The organism is Herbaspirillum sp. Her4, from assembly GCF_057961335.1.
The window spans coordinates 2433345-2457963 of the sequence record NZ_CM176330.1; the positions used below are offsets into that span (position 1 = coordinate 2433345).

22 protein-coding genes, 1 other RNA gene and 1 riboswitch are annotated in these 24619 nt (G+C 63.2%); of the genes, 5 read left to right on the plus strand and 18 right to left on the minus strand.

Annotation, left to right across the window (positions count from 1 at the left end; translation table 11 throughout):
• Nucleotides 1–43: 43 nt before the first annotated feature.
• The 6 genes from tolB to ACWFUC_RS11115 all read right to left on the minus strand — a co-directional run bounded on the left by tolB (nucleotide 44) and on the right by ACWFUC_RS11115 (nucleotide 5148).
• Nucleotides 44–1342: a Tol-Pal system beta propeller repeat protein TolB gene (gene tolB, locus ACWFUC_RS11090; RefSeq protein WP_039788991.1), complete on the minus strand. Its 1299-nt coding sequence runs from the start codon at nucleotides 1340–1342 to the stop codon at nucleotides 44–46.
• Nucleotides 1343–1345: 3 nt separating this feature from the next.
• Nucleotides 1346–2317, minus strand: a complete 972-nt coding sequence (gene tolA, locus ACWFUC_RS11095; protein WP_134134600.1) for a cell envelope integrity protein TolA — start codon at nucleotides 2315–2317, stop codon at nucleotides 1346–1348.
• Between the two features lie 17 nt (nucleotides 2318–2334).
• Nucleotides 2335–2769, minus strand: coding sequence for a biopolymer transporter ExbD (locus tag ACWFUC_RS11100; protein WP_039788988.1), 435 nt, complete (start codon nucleotides 2767–2769; stop codon nucleotides 2335–2337).
• Nucleotides 2769–3470, minus strand: a complete 702-nt coding sequence (gene tolQ / locus ACWFUC_RS11105; protein WP_039788986.1) for a protein TolQ — start codon at nucleotides 3468–3470, stop codon at nucleotides 2769–2771. The genes ACWFUC_RS11100 and tolQ overlap by 1 nt, the downstream gene beginning before the upstream one ends.
• Before the next feature lie 235 nt (nucleotides 3471–3705).
• The gene (ybgC, locus tag ACWFUC_RS11110) at nucleotides 3706–4167 is read right to left on the minus strand and encodes a tol-pal system-associated acyl-CoA thioesterase (protein WP_489624898.1); all 462 of its coding nucleotides are present in this window, start codon (nucleotides 4165–4167) and stop codon (nucleotides 3706–3708) included.
• Nucleotides 4168–4395: 228 nt separating this feature from the next.
• On the minus strand, nucleotides 4396–5148 hold the full coding sequence (locus ACWFUC_RS11115; protein ID WP_121037866.1) for an SDR family oxidoreductase: 753 nt from the start codon (nucleotides 5146–5148) through the stop codon (nucleotides 4396–4398).
• A gap of 254 nt (nucleotides 5149–5402) precedes the next feature.
• A riboswitch (ZMP/ZTP riboswitch) is annotated at nucleotides 5403–5502 on the plus strand.
• Nucleotides 5503–5643: 141 nt separating this feature from the next.
• Here ACWFUC_RS11115 and glyA point away from each other — a divergent pair.
• A complete protein-coding gene (glyA, locus tag ACWFUC_RS11120) occupies nucleotides 5644–6888 on the plus strand; it encodes a serine hydroxymethyltransferase (protein WP_154132635.1) in 1245 nt (414 codons plus the stop codon).
• A gap of 275 nt (nucleotides 6889–7163) precedes the next feature.
• The gene (nrdR, locus tag ACWFUC_RS11125; protein ID WP_121037869.1) at nucleotides 7164–7643 is read left to right on the plus strand and encodes a transcriptional regulator NrdR; all 480 of its coding nucleotides are present in this window, start codon (nucleotides 7164–7166) and stop codon (nucleotides 7641–7643) included.
• Between the two features lie 120 nt (nucleotides 7644–7763).
• Here nrdR and ssrS read toward each other — a convergent pair.
• The 5 genes from ssrS to recG form a co-directional block, all read right to left on the minus strand.
• Nucleotides 7764–7940, minus strand: a non-coding RNA gene (gene ssrS, locus ACWFUC_RS11130) — 6S RNA.
• Between the two features lie 183 nt (nucleotides 7941–8123).
• A complete protein-coding gene (locus tag ACWFUC_RS11135) occupies nucleotides 8124–8441 on the minus strand; it encodes a cell division protein ZapA (RefSeq protein WP_121037871.1) in 318 nt (105 codons plus the stop codon).
• On the minus strand, nucleotides 8438–8674 hold the full coding sequence (locus ACWFUC_RS11140; RefSeq protein WP_034330350.1) for a hypothetical protein: 237 nt from the start codon (nucleotides 8672–8674) through the stop codon (nucleotides 8438–8440). Before ACWFUC_RS11140 ends, ACWFUC_RS11135 begins: the two co-directional genes overlap by 4 nt.
• Before the next feature lie 196 nt (nucleotides 8675–8870).
• Nucleotides 8871–9557, minus strand: coding sequence for a tRNA-uridine aminocarboxypropyltransferase (locus tag ACWFUC_RS11145; RefSeq protein ID WP_039789792.1), 687 nt, complete (start codon nucleotides 9555–9557; stop codon nucleotides 8871–8873).
• Between the two features lie 306 nt (nucleotides 9558–9863).
• Complete coding sequence (gene recG / locus ACWFUC_RS11150; RefSeq protein WP_489625535.1) at nucleotides 9864–11984, minus strand: ATP-dependent DNA helicase RecG; 2121 nt, start codon at nucleotides 11982–11984, stop codon at nucleotides 9864–9866.
• Between the two features lie 220 nt (nucleotides 11985–12204).
• On the opposite strand from recG, the gene queA reads away from it, so the two are divergent.
• Together queA and tgt are read left to right on the plus strand one after the other, a co-directional pair.
• Entirely contained in the window at nucleotides 12205–13221 is a 1017-nt protein-coding gene (queA, locus tag ACWFUC_RS11155; RefSeq protein ID WP_039788976.1) for a tRNA preQ1(34) S-adenosylmethionine ribosyltransferase-isomerase QueA, read from the plus strand.
• 28 nt (nucleotides 13222–13249) lie between these two features.
• The gene (gene tgt, locus ACWFUC_RS11160) at nucleotides 13250–14380 is read left to right on the plus strand and encodes a tRNA guanosine(34) transglycosylase Tgt (protein ID WP_121037880.1); all 1131 of its coding nucleotides are present in this window, start codon (nucleotides 13250–13252) and stop codon (nucleotides 14378–14380) included.
• 56 nt (nucleotides 14381–14436) lie between these two features.
• On the opposite strand, the gene ACWFUC_RS11165 is transcribed toward tgt, so the two are convergent.
• The 6 genes from ACWFUC_RS11165 to ACWFUC_RS11190 form a co-directional block, all read right to left on the minus strand.
• The gene (locus ACWFUC_RS11165) at nucleotides 14437–16254 is read right to left on the minus strand and encodes an ATP-binding response regulator (RefSeq protein ID WP_489624899.1); all 1818 of its coding nucleotides are present in this window, start codon (nucleotides 16252–16254) and stop codon (nucleotides 14437–14439) included.
• A gap of 3 nt (nucleotides 16255–16257) precedes the next feature.
• Entirely contained in the window at nucleotides 16258–16869 is a 612-nt protein-coding gene (locus tag ACWFUC_RS11170; protein ID WP_121037886.1) for a response regulator transcription factor, read from the minus strand.
• 127 nt (nucleotides 16870–16996) lie between these two features.
• A complete protein-coding gene (locus ACWFUC_RS11175) occupies nucleotides 16997–18478 on the minus strand; it encodes a PAS domain S-box protein (RefSeq protein ID WP_489637598.1) in 1482 nt (493 codons plus the stop codon).
• Nucleotides 18465–19433: an HDOD domain-containing protein gene (locus ACWFUC_RS11180; protein WP_121037892.1), complete on the minus strand. Its 969-nt coding sequence runs from the start codon at nucleotides 19431–19433 to the stop codon at nucleotides 18465–18467. Before ACWFUC_RS11180 ends, ACWFUC_RS11175 begins: the two co-directional genes overlap by 14 nt.
• On the minus strand, nucleotides 19430–20467 hold the full coding sequence (locus ACWFUC_RS11185) for an HD domain-containing phosphohydrolase (RefSeq protein WP_039788967.1): 1038 nt from the start codon (nucleotides 20465–20467) through the stop codon (nucleotides 19430–19432). The genes ACWFUC_RS11180 and ACWFUC_RS11185 overlap by 4 nt, the downstream gene beginning before the upstream one ends.
• Nucleotides 20448–22640, minus strand: a complete 2193-nt coding sequence (locus tag ACWFUC_RS11190) for an ATP-binding protein (RefSeq protein ID WP_489625536.1) — start codon at nucleotides 22638–22640, stop codon at nucleotides 20448–20450. The genes ACWFUC_RS11185 and ACWFUC_RS11190 overlap by 20 nt, the downstream gene beginning before the upstream one ends.
• A 368-nt stretch (nucleotides 22641–23008) precedes the next feature.
• On the opposite strand from ACWFUC_RS11190, the gene ACWFUC_RS11195 reads away from it, so the two are divergent.
• The gene (locus ACWFUC_RS11195) at nucleotides 23009–23308 is read left to right on the plus strand and encodes a hypothetical protein (RefSeq protein WP_121037898.1); all 300 of its coding nucleotides are present in this window, start codon (nucleotides 23009–23011) and stop codon (nucleotides 23306–23308) included.
• Nucleotides 23309–23330: 22 nt separating this feature from the next.
• On the opposite strand, the gene chrA is transcribed toward ACWFUC_RS11195, so the two are convergent.
• Complete coding sequence (gene chrA / locus ACWFUC_RS11200) at nucleotides 23331–24575, minus strand: chromate efflux transporter (protein ID WP_489624901.1); 1245 nt, start codon at nucleotides 24573–24575, stop codon at nucleotides 23331–23333.
• Nucleotides 24576–24619 lie beyond the last annotated feature (44 nt).

Sequence of the window (24619 nt, forward strand, 5' to 3'; positions counted from 1 at the left end):
TTTGGATTTCTCCTTGTCGTGATGAAAGCAATATTGGATTTCTTTATTTCATGAACGGACCCCAGGTCGGTTCCCTGATATCACCGGCCTGCGTCGTCAGACGCTGTTTGATTCGGCCATCGACGGAAACGACGGCCAGGGATCCGCGACGACCAGATTCCGTCGCGTACATGATGTATTTGCCATTGGGCGCAAAGCTGGGCGACTGGTCACGGCTGCCATCGGAGAGGCGAATCTCCTGGCCATTGGTCAGGTCCAGTGCATACAGCTGGAACAGACCGTCGCGACGCGAAATGAAGGCCAGCGTCTTGCCATCCGGCGAAATGCGCGGGCTGATGTTGTAGCTGCCATTGAAAGTGACGCGTTGGGGCGAGCCACCATCCAGGCCCACCTTGTACACCTGCGGGCCGCCGCTGCGGTCGCTGGTGAAGTAGACGCTACCGCCATCAGGCGAAAACTGCGGTTCGGTATCGATGCCGGCACTGTTGGTCAGGCGGCGCAGGCCCGAACCGTCGGCATTGATCACGTAGACCTGGGTCAGGCCATCGCGCGTCAGGGCCACGGCCAGGCGCGAGCCGTCCGGCGACCAGGCCGGGGCCGAGTTGCTGCCCTTGAAGTTGGCCACGATGGAGCGCTGGCGGGTCACCAGGTTCTGGATGTAGACCACCGGCTTCTTCATCTCGAAGGAAACGTAGGCGACCTTGGTGCCATCCGGCGACCAGGACGGCGAGATGATCGGCTCATTGGAGCGCAATGCCACCTGCGTGCCTTCCCCATCGGCATCGGCCACTTCCAGGCGGTATTCGTTGCCGGACTTGGTCACATAGGAGATGCGGGTGGAGAAGATGCCCGGGATGCCGGTCAGCTTCTGGTAGATGTCGTCGGCGATCTTGTGCGCGGTCAGGCGCAGCAGTTGCGGCTGGGCACCGATGGACAGGGCCGAGAGCTGGCTCGACTGCACCGTGTCGAACAGGCGATAACGCACATCGAAACGGCCATCGGCCAGGCGCGTGACGCTGCCCACGGCCAGTGCGTTGGCCCCGCGCTTCTGCCAGTCGGCATAGTTGATGGCCGAGGAATCCGAGAGCGCATCGCTGTTGTCGATCAGCTTGAAGATGCCGCTGCGGGCCAGGTCGGCCTTGACCACCGAGGTGATCTGCTGCGGAGCGGATTCTTCACCCGGGAAGGCGGCGATGGCCACCGGGATCTGCGAGGCACCCACGCCGGTGATCTCGAAGCGGATCTGCGCCTGCGAGGCCGGGGCGAAGGACAGGCCGGCCACGGCCACCATGGCAGTGGCCATGCGGGTCAGGGACAGGGTCAGGTAACGGGCTTTAATCATCGTTTACTGATCTTTCGGATAATGGGTGAATGTGAAGCTGGACGGCACCTTGCCATCCGTATCGGCCGGGAAGGGCTGGGACTTCATGACGGCAGTCCGCACGGCATCGTCGAAGCCAGGGACACCTGAAGGCTTGTTCACACGCACGCTGCGTACCGTCCCGTCCGGGAACAATTCGACAGTGTACTCCCCGGCAGGGTTTCCGCTGACGCCGCTATTGTCGAAGACCGTGTTGCTGCGGATCTTGGCGCGCAACTTGTTGGCGTAGCTGGGGCTGCCCTTCGGACCTTGCGACTTCTCGGCCGTGCCGGTGCCACCGGTGGCACTGGTAGCCTGGCCCATCATGCGTTTCAGGTCTTCCTGGCGACGCTGTTCAGCCGCCTTGGCATCGGCCGCGGCTTGCTGCTGCTTCTTCTTGTCGGCAGCCTGCTTCTCGGCGTCGGCCTTCTTCTTGGCTTCTTCTTCCTTCTGCTTGTCTTCCTTCAGCTTCTTCTGCTTCTCGGCTTCCAGCTTTTCCTTCTTCTCGCGTTCAGCCTTGTCCTTCTCGGCCTGTTCCTTCTTCTCGCGCTCGGCCTTTTCCTTCTCTGCCTTGAGCTTGTCGGCCTTTTCCTGTTTCTCCTGCTCTTCCTTGCGCTTCTTTTCCTTCTCTTTCTGCAGGGCGATATCGGGCTTGTCGAGCTTGGGCTCGTCGATCACCTTGGGGGCGACGGTCTTGGGCTCGATCACGGGCTGCGGCTTGGGCGGCTCGACCACCGGATCAGGTTCGGGCTGCGGCTGTGGCGGCGTGGGCAGGGGCGCGGCTTCCTTGTACTGCGGATCCCAGATCTCGGCTTCCACCGTCAGCGGTGTTTCGCTCTGCCAGCGGATGCCGATCCAGAAGAACAGGAACAAGGCCACGTGCATCACCAGCGCCAGCGTGATGGCGCGCCAGCGGCCGGGTGGCTTGGGGATGGTGTAGTGTGCGTTATCGCTCATATCACTCGGCTGTGCGCTTACTTGGTGGCCAGGCCGACCCGCGCGATTCCCTGTTTCTTGGCTTCCGAGATGACTTGCACCACGTCGTCGTACTTGATTTCCTTGTCGGCCGAAATCATCACCGCCAGGTCCGGATTATCCTCATGCAGCTTGCGCAGGCGTTCCGACAGGTCGGTCTTGCCGGTCACGGTCTCGGCCTTCTTGCCGCCGCTCTTGGGGCCGTTGATGCGAATGGTGGCCTGGGCGTTGGGCTTCAGGGCGATCTCGATGTAATCCGACGGCGGCTGCGTGGACTTGCCCGCCGTGGGCAGGTTGATCACGCTGGGATTGGTGATGGGCGTGGCCACCATGAAGATGATGAGCAGCACCAGCATCACGTCGATGTAGGGCACGACGTTGATCTCGGACTTGAACTTGCGGGGACGGCCCCCGCGCATCGATGAGCCAGCCATTAGCGTGCCTGACGTTGCAAGATGTTGGAGAACTCTTCGATGAAGCTCTCGAAGCGGATCGCCAGACGGTCGATGTCGTGCGAATAGCGGTTGTAGGCCACCACCGCCGGAATGGCCGCGAACAGGCCGATGGCCGTGGCGATCAGGGCTTCGGCAATGCCGGGCGCCACCGCAGCCAGGGTGGCCTGCTGCACGTTGGCCAGGCCACGGAAGGCGTTCATGATGCCCCACACGGTGCCGAACAGGCCCACGTACGGGGACACCGAACCGACCGAGGCCAGGAAGGCCAGGTGCGATTCCAGCGCATCCATCTCGCGCTGGTAGGCGGCGCGCATGGCGCGGCGGGCACCGTCGAGCAGCAGGGCGGGTTCGACGGCACCGCCACGCGCGGCGACCGACGCCTTGGCCTTGGTGAATTCACCCATGCCGGCCTGGAAGATGCGCTCCAGCGCGCCACCGGCACCGGCCTTGCGGCGGTTGGACAGGGCATCCTGGTACAGCGCCGACAGGTTGCCGCCGGACCAGAAGACGCGCTCGAATTCCTCGGTCTGCACACGGGCTGAGCGGATGGTGAACATCTTGCGGAAGATGTAGGTCCAGCTGATGATCGAGGCCGACAGCAGCAGCAACATCACGAGTTGCACCAGGACGGACGCGTTGGCGATCAGTGAAATGAAGGACAGGTCTTGTGTGACGTTCATGGGAAAGTGTGGCGGCTTGAAGGCGGCGTTGGGGTGAGGAGGCTAGGTTAAAAATCTGTTGTTTTGTGTGAACGTTCAGTGAGGCGGTGACGCTATATGAAACGGTACGAAACAAAAGACGGCAAATGTGCAGAGAAGTTTTCCACGGCGCAGATTGTCCCAAACGACGGGAATGTGTCGCCACAAGGCGACAGTCCCAGCACCATAAAGGCCCGGATGAGCTTTTCCGTTGACATCATGTGGCCTTCTTGATGCGATTCAGCAATTCGTCAGGAATCGGACGCGGCCGGAAAGTGGCCTGGTCCACACAGACTACGGTGATGCTGCCTCGTGCCAGCAGACGCGGTGCGCTGCCATCGAGGCCTGCGCTACCTGAGCCGTCCCCCGACGGCAGGCGCCAGGCCTCCTGGATGAATTGCATGGAGGCATTTCGAAATTTTTCGACCACGACGGTCAGGCGGAGTTCATCGTCCAGGCGGGCGGGCGAGAGATAGTCGACGCTGGTGTTCTTGACCACGAAGATGGCACCGGTGGTCTCGGCCAGGTGCTGCTGCTGGAAACCGAAGGAGCGCAGCCATTCGGTGCGGGCGCGCTCAAAGAACTTCAGGTAGTTGGCGTAGAAGACCACGCCTCCGGTGTCAGTATCTTCGTAATAGACCCGGATCTTCCAGTCGAATGGACTACTGGCGGCACTCATATGCTTCTTGTTATTGGGAAATCTGCTGTGGCAGGGGAGAAAGAATCAGGAAATCAGGAAAAGTGAACCAGGAAATCCATCGCAATCCGCGATGATGCCGTCAGGCAAGCGAACTGATTGACGGCTGCTCGCTGCCTGTAGAACTTGTCCATCAGCCAAGGTCGGGCGAGGATGGCGTTCTTGCGGTGCCAGGGCACCTTCGGCAAAAACGCCATTCTACTCCATCCCTTACTGTTTGCGCTTGATGTTGAAGGGGCTGAAGCCCTGGCAGGTCGGCATCAGTTCCATGTAATTGATGTTCACATGGGCGGGCATGGTGGCGACCCAGAAGGCGGCTTCCGCGATGTCTTCAGCCGTCAGCGGGGTCGTTCCTTCATACACCTTCGCCGCCGCGCCATCGTCGCCCTTGAAGCGCACGTTGGAGAACTCGGTGCCGCCGCACAGGCCGGGCGCCAGGTTGGTGGCGCGCACGCCGGTACCGACCAGGTCGGCACGCAGGTTCAGGGTGAACTGGTCGACGAAGGCCTTGGTGGCACCGTAGACGTTGCCGCCCGGATAGGGATAGGCACCGGCCACCGAGCCCAGGTTGATGATGGTGCCGCTGCCGCGCTTGACCATCTCCGGCAGCAGGGCGTGGGTGATGGTGACCAGGCCCTTGACGTTGGTGTCGATCATGGTTTCCCAGTCCGACAGCGCCACTTCGTGGGCCGGGCCCAGACCCAGCGCCAGGCCGGCGTTGTTGACCAGCACGTCGACCTGCTTCCACTCGCCCGACAGGCTCTCCAGGCCGGCGTTGATCGATTCCTTGCTGGTCACGTCCAGCACCAGGGGCAGCACCTTGTCGGCACCCAGTTCCTTGACCAGGTCATCCAGGCGCTCCTTGCGGCGACCGGCCGCGATCACCTTGTGACCGTTGCCGGCAAATTTGCGTGCCATGGCGGCACCGAAGCCTGCGGTTGCTCCTGTAATCAACACGACCATCTCTTGATTCTCCTGTTGTGTGGCGATGAGACCGGCGCCGTGCAGCGAAACTGGATAAAGCTTCACACCGGCGACCCGGAAGTAAAAACGAAAGAAGCGAAATTGTAGCCCAAAGCCGCTTTTTACGAGGATGGGCTCGCTTTTTTCGGGTTTTTTCCGGCTTTTTCTTTCATATCGGCTCGGGAACGGGGCTGTTGCGCGGCCACCATGGTTCTTGCCCAAATCGCCCCGTTTCACTACAATGCGCTCACCATTTCGTCTCACGTGACTGGCGAAACGCCGGGTAAAACCGGCCAAGATGGGGATCCATCGGGAAGCGTGAGATTTCAACAGCCGTGCGCCTGGGCAGCCGAATGGACAGTACGACTGAGGCTGCCCGCAATCCCATTCCATTTTTCCGGCCCTCATTCGATTTCGGAAGTCGAGCCCCCGGCATGTCCGCATGCTGCCGGTGACGCGATCTTCGGCCCCAGCTCATCAATTTGGAGAAAAGCCATGTTTGACAAGAACCAGACTCTCGCGAAAGTCGATCCCGACCTGTGGTCTGCCATCCAGAAGGAAAACACCCGCCAGCAGGATCACATCGAGCTGATCGCGTCTGAAAACTACACCTCGCCGGCCGTGATGGAAGCGCAAGGTTCGCAGCTGACCAACAAGTACGCCGAAGGCTATCCGGGCAAGCGCTACTACGGTGGCTGTGAATTCGTGGACGTGGCCGAGCAGTTGGCCATCGACCGCCTGAAGGCCCTGTTCGGCGCCGAAGCCGCCAACGTGCAACCCAACTCCGGTTCCCAGGCCAACCAGGGCGTGTTCTTCGCCATGTTGAAGCCGGGCGACACCATCATGGGCATGTCGCTGGCAGAAGGCGGCCACCTGACCCATGGCATGGCACTGAACATGTCGGGCAAGTGGTTCAACGTGGTTTCCTACGGCCTGAACGACAAGGAAGAAATCGACTACGACGCCATGGAACGCCTGGCCCGTGAGAAGAAGCCCAAGCTGATCATCGCTGGCGCTTCGGCTTACTCGCTGCGCATCGATTTCGAGCGCTTCGCCAAGATCGCCAAGGAAGTCGGTGCCTACTTCATGGTGGACATGGCCCACTACGCCGGCCTGATCGCCGCAGGCGTGTACCCGAACCCGGTGCCCTTCGCCGACTTCGTCACCTCGACCACCCACAAGTCCCTGCGCGGTCCGCGCGGTGGCGTGATCCTGATGAAGGCCGAGCATGAGAAGGCCATCAACTCGGCCATCTTCCCCGGTATCCAGGGCGGCCCGCTGATGCACGTCATCGCGGCCAAGGCCGTGGCCTTCAAGGAAGCAGCTTCGCCGGAATTCAAGGCGTATCAGCAGCAAGTGGTGAAGAACGCCGACGTGCTGGCCAAGACCCTGATCAAGCGCGGCCTGCGCATCGTCTCGGGCGGCACCGAGTCGCACGTGATGCTGGTGGACTTGCGTCCCAAGGGCCTGACCGGCAAGGAAGCCGAAGCCATCCTGGGTTCGGCCCACATGACCTGCAACAAGAACGGCATCCCCAACGATCCGGAAAAGCCATTCGTAACCTCCGGCATCCGCCTGGGCAGCCCGGCCATGACCACCCGTGGTTTCAAGGAAGCCGAAGCTGAAAAGGTCGGCAACCTGATCGCCGACGTGCTGGACAACCCGCACGATGCCGCCACCATCGAGCGCGTCAAGGCCGAAGTGAAGAAGCTGACCGAGGCCTTCCCGGTCTACGGCTGATTGACGACGGAAATGCCGGCCCGTTGGGGGCCGGCGTGAAGTTTTCTGCCAAAAAGCGGAAACTGCACCTGTCGTAGAAGATGTTCCGGACGGCGCCCGTTACTGCGGGCGCCGTCGCTTATTTGGACCGGCCGGTTTGCCCTCGCATACGATGGCCGGGCCGGCCTGGGGATGCAACACTGTGGTGCTGGCCATGGCGTGGCCGGCGCGTCATCGAAGTACCGGGCCCCGGCCCTCATTGTCCAGCTCAATCCAACTACTGCCTCACTGCCACCATGAAGTGCCCATTCTGCAATCACGAAGATACCCCGGTGCTGGATACGCGCCTGTCCGAGGACGGCCATTCCATTCGCCGCCGCCGCCGCTGCGGCAATTGCGACAAGCGCTTCACGACTTACGAGCGCATCGAGCTGACCATGCCGGTGATCGTCAAGAAGAATGGCAGCCGTACTGACTTCGATCCGGCCAAGCTGCGCGGCAGCCTGATGCTGGCACTGCGCAAGCGCCCGGTATCGGCCGAGGCGGTCGATATGGCCATCCAGAGCATCCAGGACAAGCTGCTGCAAAGCGGCGAGCGGGAAGTGATGTCGGGGCAGGTCGGGGAGCTGGTGATGCGCGAACTGAAGCGTCTGGACAAGATCGCCTATATCCGCTTTGCCTCGGTCTACAAGAGCTTCGAGGATGTGACCGAATTCCAGGATGTGATCGATGAAGTGGGACTGGAGCGCAAGGGCGCGAAGAAACGCGAGAGCTGAGTGAGGCGAAGAGGGGGCGGCGCTGCTTGGTCCTCCGTCACGCCAGCAAACAGGCGTAACAAAGAGGCATTACAAACAGGCATAAAAAAACGGCTGCGAATGCAGCCGTTTTTCTTCAATCCAAGTCCCGCCTGTGCCGCTGTGCCGGCATCCTGAACCTGACGGTTCAAGTTGGCTGCGGTAGTTCAATTTCGGGTTCATCGGACTAGCGACGCTCACGCCCATCAAACGATCCCACAGCCTATGCTCGTAAATGGTTCAAGGAATATATGGCAATCGCGAACACGGCAGGAGTACGAAGTCTAACCGATTCATCTTCGTCCTCCAAGACCTTCCTCAAAAATAAGTCGACGATTTTGTAACCGGATTTTCTTCAGGGGAAGTGCTTGCTCCGGGAAAGCAAAATGGCTGCGCAAGGCAGCCATTTTCTCAAGCACGCGTAAAGAATTTCCGCGTGTCAGCATGGCGCTGACAGCGCACTCAAAACAGTTTTTCCTGCGGGGCCAGCGCCTGGTCCACTACCTCGGTGATGGCGGCAATCTGCTGCTGCCATTGCGCAATGGTCAGGCCGGCGAAGGGACCTTCAGCACGTTGCATGCTCAGCAACTCGGCAGCGATGCCCAGTCCGGCCATCACGGCGATGCGGTCGGTGCCCTTGATGCGGCCGGCGTCGCGGATGGCGCGCATCTTCTGGTCGAGATAGGCCACGGCATGATGCAGCGCGGCCTGTTCGCCTTCCTGGCAGGCCAGCGTATAGGACTGGCCCATGATCATGGCATTGATCTGGATGGTGGTCATGCGGCCTCCTCACCGGCGGCAGCCGCTTCTTCTTCCACTTCGGCCACGGGCAGTTGCGCCAGCACGGCGGAGACGCGCTGGTAAGCCTGGTCCACGCGGGAGGCGAGGGTGGTGTTGTCTTCGGAGAGCAGTTTGACTTTCCGGCGCAGCTCGGCATTTTCTTCGCGCAGGCCTTGTGCCAGCTTGGCGAGCTGAGTGACTTTTTCAGCCAGTTGCAGGAATTCGGAACTCATGTGTTGATTTGTTCGCAGGGATGGGATGACGCCGGCCGGCGTCAACGTATGTCAGAGATGTTCAGGATCACAACGTCTCAATCGCACAATTATAAGCGCATTGCCACGCCACCTGAACAAGAACGGCCGCACGGAGCGGCCGGATGGGTTTGGTCAGCGGTCAGCGCCTTTGGTTCCCCTGCGCCAGGCGGATCGCCTATTCGCTGCGCCGCGTCGCCTGGCCGTGCATGCGCATGTAGCCCTGTTGCAGGACGAAATTGTCGAAGGCCGTCAGCAGCGGATGATATTTCTCGCTGTTGCGTTCCAGCTGCATGAGCGCGTAGCCGGTTGCTTCCAGCGTGGCCAGCTGTTCGGGCTTGTGCGACTTGCGGATGGTGTAGCGCGAGGTCGGGGTATCGATCAGCATCATGCGCGGCAGGGTTTGCAGGATCGGGTTTTCGAACAGCATCTTGCGGCTCTTGCGCCAGGTACCGTCGATGATCACCAGGCGCACGCGCTTGAGCGTCTCCTGCTTGTCCACCATCATGGTGCGCGCATCGAAGTAGCGGGTCTCGGGTGTGCAGACATCGTCCGTGTACAACAGCACCGGATGCACCGGTTCGGTCGAAGAGACGCCGCGCAGGCGGGACGGAGCGTGCATCATTGCGTGCAGTTCCTCGGCATCAAACACCGAGCCGACCACCAGCTTGCTGTACGGCAGGCTCAGGTGCAGCAGCCGCACGCTGTTTTTGGCATTGCTCACTTCCAGCGGATGCTGAAGGATCAGCACATCGACGGCATGATCGATGGGAGAGGTCCAGTGGCAGATGCAAGCCGTCAGTGCGCGTTGGCAGATGGGGCAGAGCAGTCTGCGGGCCAATTGTTGATCGTGGTTGGAAACCAAAATGTTCAGCCTTCTGTAGTTAGCGATGGTCATCCGGCGCAACGGGAAGCCGGTGAACCAGCGTGCGCCGCGCGATCCTTCATGAACCCGTTCACCGTGGGCCGTAGATTGGACTCAGTACTGCTCTCCGTCAATCGACATAAAGCGAAGAAATTCTCGATTTTTGCGGAAATCTGGTTGGCATTTTGCTGGTTTGCGTTTGCAGCCCTTGCACTGGCCTGCCGCCTGAGAGATGCTGGAAAGCTTTGCAAAAGACCAAGCTTGAAACCCGGCAAGGTGGCATCTGTGGCGGCCTTCGCGGGTGTTTCATACCTTCAGGAAATCTTCCCGTCCGCCAAGCCAGCGTGCCAGATGGCGATCCACGATATCGGGCGCATGCTGCAGCAGTGCCTGCGCCGTATCGCGCGCTTTTTCCACCAGCCACTGGTCGGTGGCCAGATCGGCAAAACGCAGCATGGCCTCACCGGATTGTCTTGCGCCCAGGAACTCACCCGGCCCGCGAATATCGAGGTCGCGCCGTGCGATCTCGAAGCCATCGGTCGTCTCGCGCATGGTCGCCAGGCGCTGCTTGGCGGTGCCGCCGAGGGGGCCTTGATACAGCAGCAGGCACACGCTGGCTGCCGAGCCCCGCCCCACGCGTCCGCGCAACTGGTGCAGCTGCGACAGGCCAAAACGCTCGGCATGTTCGATCACCATCAGTGAGGCATTGGGCACGTCCACGCCGACTTCGATGACGGTGGTCGCCACCAGCAGATGGATCGCCCCCCGGCTGAAGCCTTCCATGACGATCTGTTTTTCCACCGGCTTCATGCGGCCGTGCACCAGGCCGATCTGCAGGTCCGGCAGCGCGGCTGAGAGGGCGGCATGGGTGTCGGTCGCGGTCTGCAGTTGCAAGGCTTCGGATTCCTCGATCAGCGGGCAGACCCAGTAGATCTGCTTGCCTTCCAGCGCTGCCGCATGCACCCGTTCAATGACTTCATCGCGGCGGTTCTGGTCGATCACGCGGGTGACGATAGGTGAGCGGCCCGGCGGCAATTCATCGATCACCGAGACTTCGAGATCGGCGTAATAGGTCATCGCCAGCGTACGCGGGATGGGGGTGGCCGACATCATCAGCTGGTGCGGCACGGCAGCCGCTTCGCGGTCGGCCGGATTGAAGCTCTTGTTGCGCAGGGCCAGGCGCTGGCCCACGCCGAAGCGGTGTTGCTCATCGACGATCACCAGGCCCAGGTTCTCGAATTGCACCGTGTCCTGGATGAGCGCGTGGGTCCCGATGACCAGGCGCGCCGCACCGGATTCGATGTGGGCCAGGGCCTCGGTCTTTTCCTTTTTTTTCTGGCTGCCGGAGAGCCAGGCCACGCCGACATTGAGCGGTTCCATCCAGGCCGCAATCTTGCGGAAGTGCTGTTCGGCCAGGATTTCGGTCGGTGCCATCAGCACCGCCTGGCAACCGCTGTCGATGGCCTGGGCGGCGGCCAGCGCGGCCACCACCGTCTTGCCGCTGCCCACATCGCCCTGCAGCAGGCGCTGCATGGGGAAGGACTGGCGCAGGTCGGCGCGAATCTCTTCGAGAACGCGCTGCTGGGCACCGGTCAGCTGGAAGGGCAGGACCTTGGTCAGTTCCTCGGTGATGCGCCCGGTGACCGGCAAGGCACGCGAGGTCTTGGCGCGGCGCGCGGCCTGGGCGCGCTTGAGCGAGAGCTGCTGCGCCAGCAATTCATCGAACTTCATGCGGATCCAGGCGGGATGGGAACGTTCGATCAGGGCATGCTCATCCACGTCCGGCGGCGGATTGTGCAGCAGCCTCACGGACGGCTCGAAGCCGGCCAGGTTCAGGGTCTCCAGCATCGAAGGCGGCAGCGTATCGCTCCAGTCCAGGCGGCTCATGGCATTGGCGATGGCCTTGCGCAGATAGGCCTGGGAGAGGCCTTCGCCAGCCGGATAGACGGGCGTGAGGACATCGGGCAGCGGCGCGCCTTGGTTGACCACCTTGTAAGAGGGATGGACCATCTCGGCGCCGAAGAAACCATGCCGCAATTCGCCGCGCACCCGCACCCGGGTACCTTCGGCCAGTTGCTTGGTCTGGCTGCCGTAGAAATTGATGAAGCGCAGGGTCAACTGCCCGCTGTCGTCGCCGACTGTCACGATCAACTGCCGGCGCGGGCGGAACTGCACGTCGCAGGCAGTGACCATGCCTTCGACCTGCACCGTCTGCAGGCCCCGCATGGAGGCCTCGGCGATGCTCATGAGGGTGGTTTCGTCCTCATAGCGCAGCGGCAGATGCAGCACCAGGTCCATGTCATTGTGCAGGCCCAGCTTGGCCAGCTTGTTTTCGGGCTTGGCGGCAGGCTTTGCGGTGGCCTTGGCAGCGGGAGCCGCTTTTTTCTTCGAGGCCGGCGGGGTGGTTTTCTTCGCGGTAGCGGGCATGCGGTCGGCGTGGTATGGACGGAGGGCCATTGTGGCTAGTCGCACGCGCATATGGGAAAAACGCGCAGACAGCGTAAAATAACGGGTTACGCTATTTTACTGTGAATATTTACAGTATCAATCCCGCCGGCAACACTTCTTGCCCGGGAAGTGCCCCGGCACCGGGCCATTTGGCCATGTTGGCTGCCGTGCGCATCGCCTCCACCCATATTTTGCAAGCATGTACTCTCTTTCCGACTTCGATTTCGAGCTCCCTCCCGAGCTCATCGCCCAGACCCCGCTGGCCGAGCGCAGCGCTTCGCGCCTGCTGCAGGTGCAGGGTGCGCAACTGACCGATCGCCGCTTCTCAGACATCGTCGAGCTGCTGCAGCCCGGCGACCTGTTGGTCTTCAACGATACCCGCGTCATCAAGGCGCGCTTGTTTGGTGTGAAGGAAACCGGCGGCAAGATCGAGGCCCTGGTCGAGCGCATCCTCGATCCGCGTACCGTCCACGCCCAGGTACGCGCCTCCAAGTCGCCGCCACCAGGTACCCGCATTCGCCTGGCCGATGCCTTCGATGTCACCGTAGGTGAACGTTTCGGCGAATTCTTCACCCTGCATTTCCCCGCCGATGCCTTCGAGTTGCTGGAGCAATACGGCAGCCTGCCGCTGCCGCCCTACATCGACCACGAGGCCGATGCCTATGACGAGACGCGCTACCAGACCGTCTACGCCAAGGAACCCGGTGCCGTCGCTGCACCGACCGCCGGCCTGCACTTCGATGAAGCCCTGCTGCAGCAACTGGCCGCCCGTGGCGTCAAGCAGGCCTTCGTGACCCTGCACGTGGGTGCCGGCACCTTCCAGCCGGTGCGGGTGGAAGACCTGTCGCAGCACAAGATGCACAGCGAGTGGTACACCATCTCGCCCGAGACGGTAGAGGCCGTGCGTGCCACCAAAGCCGCAGGGGGCCGTGTCATCGCGGTGGGGACCACCAGCATGCGCGCCCTGGAGTCCGGCTCGCAGAGCGGCCAGCTCCAGGCAGGCAGCGATGACACCCAGCTCTTCATCACGCCCGGCTACACCTTCAAGACCGTCGACCAGCTGGTGACCAACTTCCACCTGCCCAAGTCGACCCTGCTGATGCTGGTGTCAGCCTTCGCCGGCTATGAACACATCCGTGCAGCCTATGCGCACGCCATTGCGCAGCAATACCGTTTCTTCAGCTATGGCGATGCCATGCTGCTGACCCGTACCTGAGAAACCCGGAAAGAAAACAGAGAGCATCATGTTGGAATTTACCCTGCTGAAAACCGACGGAAAGGCCCGCCGCGGCCGCGTCAAACTGAACCACGGCACCGTCGAGACGCCCATTTTCATGCCGGTGGGCACCTATGGTTCGGTCAAGGCCATGTCGCCGCTGGAACTGAAGGAAATCAACGCCCAGATCATCCTCGGCAATACCTTTCACCTGTGGCTGCGCCCGGGACTGGAAGTGGTCAGCAAGTTCGGTGGCCTGCACAAGTTCATCGGCTGGGACAAGCCCATCCTGACCGACTCCGGCGGCTTCCAGGTGTTTTCGCTGGGCGAGATGCGCAAGATCACGGAAGAGGGTGTGCACTTTGCTTCACCCATCAACGGTGACCGCCTGTTCCTCTCGCCGGAGATCTCGATGCAGATCCAGCGCGTGCTCAATTCGGACATCGTCATGCAGTTCGATGAATGCACGCCTTACGAGATCGATGGCCGTCCCGCCACTCGCGAAGAGGCCGGCAAATCCATGCGCATGTCGTTGCGCTGGGCCAAGCGTTCCAAGGATGAATTCGATCGCGGCGAAAATCCGAACGCGCTCTTCGGCATCGTCCAGGGTGGCATGTTCGAAGGCCTGCGCGATGAATCGCTGGCCGGCCTGGAAGAACTGGGCTTCGATGGTTTCGCCATCGGCGGCCTGTCGGTGGGCGAGCCCAAGGAAGACATGATGCGCGTGCTGGAACACGTCGGCCCGCGCCTGCCGGCCGACAAGCCGCACTACCTGATGGGCGTCGGTACGCCGGAAGACCTGGTGGAAGGCGTCTCCAACGGCGTGGACATGTTCGACTGCGTCATGCCGACCCGCAATGCGCGCAATGGCTGGATCTTCACGCGCTATGGCGACGTCAAGATCAAGAACGCCAAGTACAAGAACGACGACCGCCCCTTCGACGAGAGCTGCGACTGCTACGCCTGCAAGAACTTCTCGCGCGCCTACCTGCACCACCTGCATCGCGCCGGTGAAATCCTGGGGGCCCGCATGAACACCGTGCACAACCTGCACTACTACCTGCAACTGATGCAGGAGATGCGCGACGCCATCGACGCCGGCACCTTCCAGGACTTCGTCAGGAAATTCAAGGAAGACCGCGCACGCGGCGTGGACTGATCCATTGATGCGTCAATGCGCTGATGTGTTGGTGCCCGCCATTGCGCATCAACCCATCATTGCGGATGCACGCCTCCAGCCTTCGCCGCCAACCGCAGCAGTGCCTCCCACAATTGCGCCGGGGCCACCGGTTTGTGCAGCATGGGAATGCCGCTTTCGCTGGCTTCGCGCAGCCGGGCCGGTGCCGTATCCCCGGTGATGAGCAGCGCACCGACATGCTCCCGGCTGGCAGCGCGGACTGCCGCAATGGCTTCGGTGCCATTGCGATGCGCACGCAGGCGGTAGTCGCTGATGACCACGTCGAATTCCTGTGAGTGGGCCAGCGCTTTGGCCTCTTCCAGGCCTTCGACGTCGATGCAATGGCAGCCCCATTGGCCCAGCAGCTGCGCCATGCTGTCGCGCACACGCTGGTCGTCATCGATCAGCAGAATGCGCAGGCCGTGCAGGTCCCGCTGTGCCGTGAGCGCCGGTGCCGGCTTGCCCGGATGCGCCGGCAGCGGCAGGAGCGCCGCCGGCAGTTGCAGCCGGAAGACACTTCCTCGTCCCGGCCGTGACTGGACCGTCAGCTGCAAGCCCTGCATCTTCGCCAATCCCTCGGCAATCGCCAGACCCAGGCCCATCCCCTTGTTGTGATCGCGTTCCGGATTGCCCAGCTGGTGGAATTCGCGAAAGATTTCTTGCTGCTGCTCCGGCGCGATGCCGATGCCGGTATCCCATACCTCCAGCCACACCTGTGGACCCCGCTGACGGCAGGCCACCAGCACGCCACCTCGTTCGGTATAGCGGATCGCATTGGACACCAGATTGCGCAGGATCAGTTCGGTCAGCCCCGCATCGGCGCTGGCCACTGCCTGGCTCTCGCGGGTGCGGAACACCAGACCCTTGGCCTCGGCCTGCGCGGCCATCTCGCGGCTGATGCGATGGATCAGCGCCTGCGGGCGGAAAGGGGCCAGCTGCGGTGTCACCACGCCCGCTTCGATGCGTGAGTAATCCAGCAGGGTATGCAGCATGTCGGCGCAATTGTCGGCGGCATTGCGCAGGCGGCCGACCACCTCGCGCTGCATGGGATCGAGCGGGGTATTGGACAGCACTTCCAGGAACAGCCCTTGCGCATGGATGGGTTGCCGCAGGTCGTGGCTGGCCCCGGCCAGGAAACGCGACTTGGCGGCATTGGCCTGTTCGGCTTGCTGCAGGGCCTGCTGGGTTTTTTCGGATTCGCGCTGCAGGCGCTCGATGAGCGCGTTGTTCTCGAAGCGCAGCATGATGGCTGCGTGCGCCGCACGCGCACTGTTGCGCGCCTGGACCATGAGCGAGGCGACGTAGAGCAGGGCGGCCACGGCCAGCACCTGGAGTGCATCTTCATGCGTATGCCAGGCGCTGGCCGCCAGCATGCCCAGCTCCACCAGGCAGAAGGAGACGAAGGCCGGCAGCACCGGCGACAGGATCGACATGGAATTGCCGGCCACCCCCGCCAGCACCCCGATGAGCAGGATGCTGCCACCCGGGCTGGCGGTATCCAGCGCCAGCGGTGCCAACAGGCCCCAGGCGGCACCATCGATGCCATGCAACACGACCAGGCGGCGCTTGATAAGGTCGATGTTGGCGGGCGTGATTTCCATGCGCAACATGCGCCGCGCATCGGCGTAGTCGAACAGCTTGGAGGCGATCACCCCGGCAGCCCACCCCAGCAGTGGCCACAGACCGGCGCTCTCGCGCAGTGCATAGGCCACCAGCAGCGCCACCAGAATGCCCGGCAGCACCGAGCTGCCCAGATTGCCGCACAACAGCCGCACCTGCTCCACGCGGACGCGGTGCAGCGTGTCGTCGCCCGCCGCGTGCACGGGTGCGCTTGCCAGCGCGCCGTCGCTCTTCATGCGCTAGCTCACCAGGCCGCGCCGGCGGGCGGCAAAGGCGGCTTCGGCGCGGTTGTCCACGTCCAGGGCCAGCAGGATGGCCTGGACATGGCCGCGGATGGTGTTTTCGGAAAGATTGAGCCGGCGGCCGATGGCCTTGTTGGTCAGGCCCTGGCTGAGCAGGCCCAGTACCTCGTACTGGCGTGGCGTGAACTGGGGTTTGCCGGTGGCATCGGCGGCGACATCGGCCACAGGGAGGACATGCCGTCCGCCAGCCACCTCCAGCAAGACCCGCAGGATGTGGTCAGCGGTGGCTGCCTTGGAGACGAAGGCGGCCGCGCCGCGCCGGGTGGCTTCACGCACGGTTTCGTCGGTATCGTCGGCGGAAAGAATGATGACCGGCACCTGCGGCCACTTGCGCGCCAGCACGGACATGCCGTCGATGCCATTGAGCCCGCCCAGCTGGATGTCCAGCAGCACCATGCCGGGCGGCTGGCCGTCCTCAAGGCGCATGGCGTCCTCCAGCGAGGCGGCCTCGCCGATGTTGGCGTGCGGCAAGGCGGCCTGCAGCACCAGCCGCAGGCCGCAACGAAAGAGCGCATGATCGTCAATGATCAGGAGACGTGAAGTCGGCATGTTTGGAAACCCTCCCGCAGCCATGCTCCCCACGGGAAGCAGCCTTCGGAAACTGTTTTTGTTGTGCCGCGATTCTACGCTGTTGTGGTGGATTGGCGCACGCCGAGATGTCACGGCATGCGCTGGCTCAAGTGCTCTCTTCGAGGCAGAGCGTGAAACGGCTGCCGGTCCCGACCCGGCTTTGTACCGTAATCGTGCCGCCCATGTGGTTGGCCAGCTTCTGGCTCAGGTAGAGGCCCTGGCCCATGCCCTCGTGCTTGCGCGAGGCGGTGGCGTCGAGCTGGGTGAAGGCGCGAAACAGCTTCTGCTGGTCCTGTTCGCTGATGCCGCAGCCGCTGTCGCTGACCTCGATCCAGCTGGTCAGGGTCTTGTCGTGGTGTTGCTGGCGCAGCTTCACCAGCACCTGGCCGCGATCGGTGAACTTGATCGCGTTGCCGACCAGGTGCATCAGGATCTGCGCCAGGGCGCGCCGGTTGGCATGGATGCGCACTTCGCCCGCATAGGGTGCCAGCTCCAGCTGCAAGCCTTTCTTCATTGCGGCCGGGCGCAGTACGGCCACGGCTTCCTCGATCAGTTCCGAGCAGAGCAGGGCCTCGGGGATCAGGTCTTCCGCCTCGGCCTCCATGCGCGAGACATCCAGCAGGCTGGTGATCAGTCCCAGCAGATGCTGGGCGCTTTCGTGCACGGTCTGCAGCTGTTGTTCCTGCTCGGCCGTGAGCGGTCCGCCCATGCGTGTGAGCAGGATTTCGGTAAAGCCCAGGATGGCGTTCAGGGGCGTGCGCAGCTCGTGCGAGGTATTGGCCAGGAAGCGGTCGCGCGACTCCACGGCCTCCTGCAAGGCGTGGTTCTTTTCGGCCAGATCTTCTTCGATGCGCTTGCGGTCGCTGATGTCGCGCACGGCGATCATGAGGAAGGTCTCGCCCTCGATGGCCAGCGGGCTCAGGCTGACGTCAACCGGGAATTCGCTGCCATTGCGCTTGAGCCCGCACAGGTCGGGCGTGGTATTGCTGGCCGGACCGGCGCGGCCGGACAGGTACTCCGCCAGGTTTTGCGCATGCATGGCCAGGAAGCGCTGCGGGATCAGGACATCGATGGCACGCCCGGTCAGTTCGCCAACCTCCCAGCCGAACAGCTCGCCGGCGCGGCGATTGGCCAGCACCACGCGGTCCAGCGCGTTGACCACGACGATGCCGTCGGGCAGCGAATCATAAAGCCCGTGGACACTGGCCGCGATCAGGCTGATGTCACGCTGCAGCGTGGCCTGGCTGATGTCCCGCTTGCAGGACAGCACGTATTGCGGTTGCCCTTGCTGATCGCGCAACAGCTTGTTGGAGACTGACAGGTGCAAGAGCGAGCCGTCCTTGCGGCGGCGGATGGACTGGCATTCGGCCCGGCCCAGCGCCAGCGTATCGGCGAACACCCGCTCTTCCTCTGCGCGCCGCTCGGGCGGCACGATGAAGTCCGACAGATGCTGGCCCAGCACTTCCTGGCCGCTGTAGCCGAAGATCTGTTCGGCGCAGCGGTTCCAGTAGACCACGCCGCCTTGCATGTCCATGAGGACATAGGCGTCGGGTGCTTCGCTGAGCAGCAGTTGTTCAAGTGCCTGCATCGTCTCCGCCGACGGCCTCTTGCAGGCGCAGCAGTTTGTCGTGGACCTGCCCCGGGAGACCCTGCCACAGGGTCTTGGCGGTCAGGTGCATGGTCTGGGTCCAATCCTGCCAGTCCTCCCCTGCGGCCTGATACAGCGCCGGGAAATCATTCGGTGCCAGTTGCAGTTGCGGCAGCGCCCGCGCGATCTTGGGCAGGGCGGCCTCGGCTACCTGCGGTGTGCCGCAGCCCAGTTCGGCCATGGCGGCCGAGAGATACAGGGTCCAGATGATTTCCAGCGGGCGCGGAGCCGGCAGCTCCTCCGGCAGGGCCGGGGCTTCGTAGTGCAGCACGGCATCGCAGAACAGTTCCGGGATCTTCCAGTCCTGCATCAGCGCCGCCGCGATGTTGAGGTGATTGAAGCCAAACAGCGATTGTTCCATCGCCAGTTGCCCCGACGGTTCCAGCGGGCGCGTCAGCAGCGACGAGTAGCCGGCCGGATGGGCCGAGGCCAGGGTCAGCTTGCCGATGTTGGCCAGCAGGCCGGTGGTGAACATTTCTCCCAGCGGTGCCACGCGGGTGTGGCCACTGATGGCCTGGGCACTGCAGGCCATGGCGAAGCTGTGGGCCCAGAAGGCCGGCAGCTTGAAGTTGGCGCAGGAGGCCGGGGCCGTCGTTTCCGCCAGCGACAGCGCCAGGGCCAGCTGGCGCACGGCCTGCAGGCCGACCAGCAGCATGCTGTCCATGCTGACCGAGGCGATCGGGCGCACGCGGTCGGCATTGAGTACGTTGACGATGCGGATGATGCGCCCGGACAGGGCCGGATCGGCCTGCACCAGGTGGATCAGTTCATGCATGTCGGGATCATCCTGCGCACACAGGCGCATGATGGTCAGGCGCACCCCGCCGGGCGAGGGCAGGGCTTGGGCGCTCCTGAGCTTCTCGAACAACGTGGGTTCAATGAAGGTGAGCATCATTTGCCGTCCTGGTTGCGGTTGTAGATATCGACCACTTCCTCCCAGCCGGCAAAGAAGGCTTCCACGCAGCGCGGATCGAAGTGGCTGCCCGCATTGTCGCGCAGATAACGCGCTGCGTCTTCCAGGCTCCAGCCTTTTTTGTAAGGACGCGAGGAGGTCAGCGCGTCGAACACGTCGGCCACGGCCACGATGCGGCCATACAAAGGAATGTCGTCGCCCTTTATCCCATTGGGGTAGCCGCTGCCATCCCATTTTTCATGATGGGTCTCGGCGATCCGGGAGGCGGTCTGCAGCAGGGAGGACGGACTGCCGCGCAAGATGTCGGCACCGATCTGCGCGTGCAGGCGCATGACCTTCAGTTCTTCCTCGTCCAGCCGTCCGGGTTTGAGCAGGATATGGTCGGGGATGCCCATCTTGCCGATGTCGTGCATGGGGGAGGCCGCCAGCAGCAGGTCCTGCTCCTCCTTGGGCAAGCCGAGATGGGCGGCGATGATGCGGGTGTAATTGGACATGCGCACCAGGTGTTCGCCCGTTTCCGGATCGCGATAGCCGGCCGCGCGCGAGAGCAGGTCCACCGAATTGAGCGCCAGACTGGTGCTCTGCTGCGCCTTCTGTTCCACCTCTTCAGACAAGTCTTCGATCTTCCGGCTCATGGCCAGCTGCGACTTGCGCATGGCCAGCATGTTCTTCACCCGCGCCAGCAGTTCCACCCGGTTCACCGGCTTCGACAGGAAATCATTGGCCGACATCTGCAGCGCCTTGTGCCGCACCTGCAGGCCCATGTCGGCGGTGATCATGATGACCGGCGTCATTTCCTGACCCGGCATGGCGCGAAAACGCGAGAGGAAATCGAGGCCATCCATGCCCGGCATCATGTAGTCCAGCAGGATCAGGTCCGGATCGTGGCTGCCGCACCAGTCCAGCGCTTCATACGCATCGGGGCAGGTGCTGATGCTGGTATCGGGCAGTTGCGCCAGCATGTGCGTGAATAGCGACAGATTGGTCTTGTCGTCGTCAACGATCAGAATCTTCATGTGTTCCCCCGGCCCTCTCTTTTAGGTGTTGTCGCAAGGCGGCGAAGGCGCTTGCGCACTCCTCGGCCAGCTTGCGCACGTGTGCCAGTTCGCCCTGGCGTGCCGCCAATTCCATGTTGCGTCCCGCCTGTCCCAGCGCCTGGATGCCCAGGTTCAGGCAGCTGCCCGCCAGCCGGTGGCCCAGCGCCTGGATCTCGCCCAGCAGCGGATCGCTGGCCTGGCAATGCCGCGCCAGATCGTCCATGACCGGCGTGGTGTGCTCGACGAACATGTCCAGCATCTGGCCAGCCAGCGCGGTGTCCTCGCCGAACAGTTCCTGCAGGCGGCTCTCGTCAAGCATGACCGGCGCAGCCCCGGTGTCGGCGGCCGCTTCCTGCGCGGCCGGCAGGTAATGCTCCAGCATCGCCGCCAGTTGCGAGCGCAGCAAAGGCTTGGTCAGGTAATCGTCCATACCGGCCTCCAGGCACTGTTCCCGATCCCCGGCCATGGCATTGGCGGTCATCGCGACAATGGGGGTGTGGGCCAGCTCGCCCTGCAGACGCCGGATGCGGCGCGTGGTTTCGTAGCCATCCAGCACCGGCATCTGGCAATCCATCAGGATCAGCGCGTAAGCGCGCCGTGCCAGCTTCTCCAGCGCCTCCGCACCGTTGGAGGCGATATCGACCGCGTAGCCCATGGCATTGAGCTGGTACACCGCCACCTTCTGGTTCATCACGTTGTCTTCCACCAGCAGGAGTTCACGCTGTTCCTGCTGCCCCTGATGGGACAGCGCCCTGAGCGGGCGCGCTGCCGTCAATTCCCCGTCGGCCGCATCCTTGCCGCCCGCCAGCGGATCGACCGCACGCAGCAGCTGTTGCTTGCGCAGCGGCAACTGCAGGGCTGGCGACGTTGATTTTCCGTCTATATTAAGGCCGTGTACGCCATGGTCAAGCAGCACGCACGTAACTGCCGGCCTTTCCGCGTGCAGGCGCGCCAGTACTGCGGCCGGCGGCACATCCCGGATCTCGCTGCTGACGATGAGGGTATCGATGCCGGTGGCCGTGGCCGCCGGGCCGGTCAGCGCCGCCAGGGCGTCGCTGGCACTGCTGTAGCGCACCGTTTCCAGCCCGGCCCCGCGCAGGTATTCGTGCAGCATGGCGGCACTGGCATCGTGCGTTTCGAGCAGGGCCACCTGTCGTTTTTTGGCTGCATGCGGACGGGTGGCGAACTGCGCGGGTTGCGCCACGGGAATGCCCAGTTCGAACCAGAAGCAGGAACCGTTACCGGGCGTGCTCTCCACGCCGATCTTGCCGCCCATCAGTTCCACCAGGCGCTTGCAGATCGACAGGCCCAGGCCGGTGCCGCCGTATTGGCGGGTGACCGAGTTGTCGGCCTGCGAGAAGGGCGAGAACAGGCGGCGCAGCGTATCGTCATCCATGCCGATGCCGCTGTCGCGCACCTCGAAACGCACCCGGCAGTGATCGCCCGACACGTGCAAGGCCTGCACCCGCAGCAGCACTTCGCCCACATGGGTGAACTTGAGCGCGTTGCCCAGCAGGTTCAGGAGGACCTGGCGGATGCGTCCGGGGTCGCCCAGCAGCCGCACCGGCAGGCGCGGATCGACGTGCGCCAGCAAGCGCACGCGCTTTTCGTGCGCCTTGAAGGACAGCGCTTCGGCGCTGGCTTCCACCACTTCCAGCAGGTCGAACTCGACCACGGCGATGTCCATCTTGCCGACGTCGATCTTGGAGAAATCCAGCACGTCATTGACGATGCCCAGCAGGGCATTGGCCGAATCCTCGATGGCCTTGGCGAATTCGGCTTGCTGCGTATCCAGGCGCGTGGTGCGCAACAGTCCGGCCATGCCCAGTACCGCATTCATGGGTGTGCGGATTTCGTGGCTCATGGTGGAGAGGAAGGCCCCGCGCGTGAGCATGGCCTGGTCGGCCGCTTCCTTGGCCAGGACCAGGTTGCGCGCGGCACGCTGATGGTCGCGCAGCAGGCGCAGCAGGATCAGGGCCCGTACCAGCCACAGCGCCAGCAGTCCCACGATCAACCAGGGCGGGAGGTTGGCACGCCACAGCGCGGCCAACGTCAGCACGGCAAAGCCGGCCTCGGCCAGCGCCAGCGGCAAACGCCCGTCGCGCGGGCGCGCCGGGGCGTGCTGCGCGTCATTGGGGGTGCTGCCTGGCATCACGAGCTTGTCTCCATGTTTCCCGACTCCGGTTCGATTCCGCCCGCAAGTGCAGGGAGGCACTGCGGGTTTCGATAGAATCAATTATAACGAATCGGATAATAAATTGCCGAAATTGTTTTATTTGTTCCGACGGGAAAGCGCGACTGTGGTCAAAATGCGGCACAATGCTGAGCTTGTCATTGCGATAATAATTGACCTATGCCACGCTGCTGCTGGTGCTGCGCGGCTTCCGCTGCAAGTTCGAAATAAACAATATTGTCATTTTGCTCTGTTAAATTAAGTTTATTGATTTATTCGCTTAATTTATTTAAGATGACAGCACAACCAAACAATGCAGTGGCCCAACCCGACAAGGAGCCCGCACCATGGCACATCCCCCCTCGATGGCACGCGCCCGACTGGCCCGTCCTGACCTGCTGCGCTGGCATGCCGCGCTGCTTCTGCTCACGCTTGGCTGCTGGGCCTGGCCGCATTTGCAGGCGGCCACCACGGCCAAGCTCTCCATCTCGGTGCTGGTGACTACGCGCTGCAACGTGGTGGTCAATATCATCAATGGCATGGCGGCCGTGACCAATACCTGTGGTGCCGCGCCGGTGGGCAGCCCGGATGGGCGTGCCTTTCTGCTGGTGAACCAGCAGGAGCGTTCGGTGGTGGTGGTTTACTGAGTCCGCTGCAACTGCTCGCCAGTCAGATCCCGGCCAGCGCCGGCAGGGCTGCGGCCAGCACTGCCAGCAGCACGACCGCCCAAGAGGGCAGTTTCAGCCACACCAGAGCAGCAAAGGCCGCCAGCGCAATGAGCAGGTCGCGCCCGCCGAAGATGGCGCTGGTCCACACCGGCTGGTAGAGCGCTGCCAGCAGCAATCCCACCACCGCGGCATTGACGCCCGCCAGCACCGCCTGCATCGCGGCCTGACGGCGCACCGCATCCCAGAACGGCAGCAGCCCGGTCACCAGCAGGAAGGACGGCGCAAAGATGGCCAGCAGGCATAGCACGCCACCAGCCACACCGTTGGGCCAGGAAGACATCACCACGCCCAGATAGGCCGCCAGCGTGAAGAGCGGGCCGGGGATCGCCTGGGCCGCGCCATAACCGGCCAGGAAAACGTCCTTGTTGACCCAGCCCGTGGGGACCAGTTCGGCCTGCAACAGCGGCAGCACCACATGGCCGCCGCCGAAGACCAGGGAACCGACGCGATAGAAGATGTTGATCTGCTGCAGCCAGGCCGCCGGATGGAGCGCGGCCAGCAGCGGAATGCCCGCCAGCAGGACGAAGAACAACAGCAGGCAGGCGCGCCCCGTGCGGCGGCTGACCACCAGTGGCAGATGTTCCTGCAGGACAACTTGCGGGCCGTGCAGCAGCAGCCGTCCGGCCAGACCGGCGGCCACGATCACGCCCAGCTGTACCAGGCTGCCCTGCAGCTGCCAGGCCGCCAGCGCGGCCAGCACCATGATGGCCAGGCGCACCGGTCCGCGGCAAAGCGTCTGCGCCATCCCCCACACCGCCTGCGCCACGATGGCCACGGCCACGATCTTCAAGCCGTGCACCACCTCCCCGGAGAGCCAATGTGCATCCTCCAGCACCGACAAGGCCACCACCATCAACAGCAGCGCCGAAGGCAAGGTAAAGCCCAGCCAGGCCGCCAGCGCACCGCGATAGCCGCCGCGGATCAGGCCGATGGCCAGCCCGACCTGGCTGCTGGAGGGGCCGGGCAGGAACTGGCACATGGCCACCAGATCGGCATAGGTCTGTTCGGACAGCCAGCGCCGCCGGGCCACGAATTCATGGCGGAAATAGCCGAGATGGGCGGCCGGCCCGCCAAAGGAGGTCAGCCCCAGCCGCAGGAAGACCAGAAAGATCGCCCACGCCGGTTGGCGCGGGGCAGCGGGCAAGGCGGAGGGGGTGGCAGGTTCGGGAGCGGGGGAAGCTGGCATGCGGTGTCGGATCGGGTTGGCGCGCGAAGCAGGGGACCGGAGCG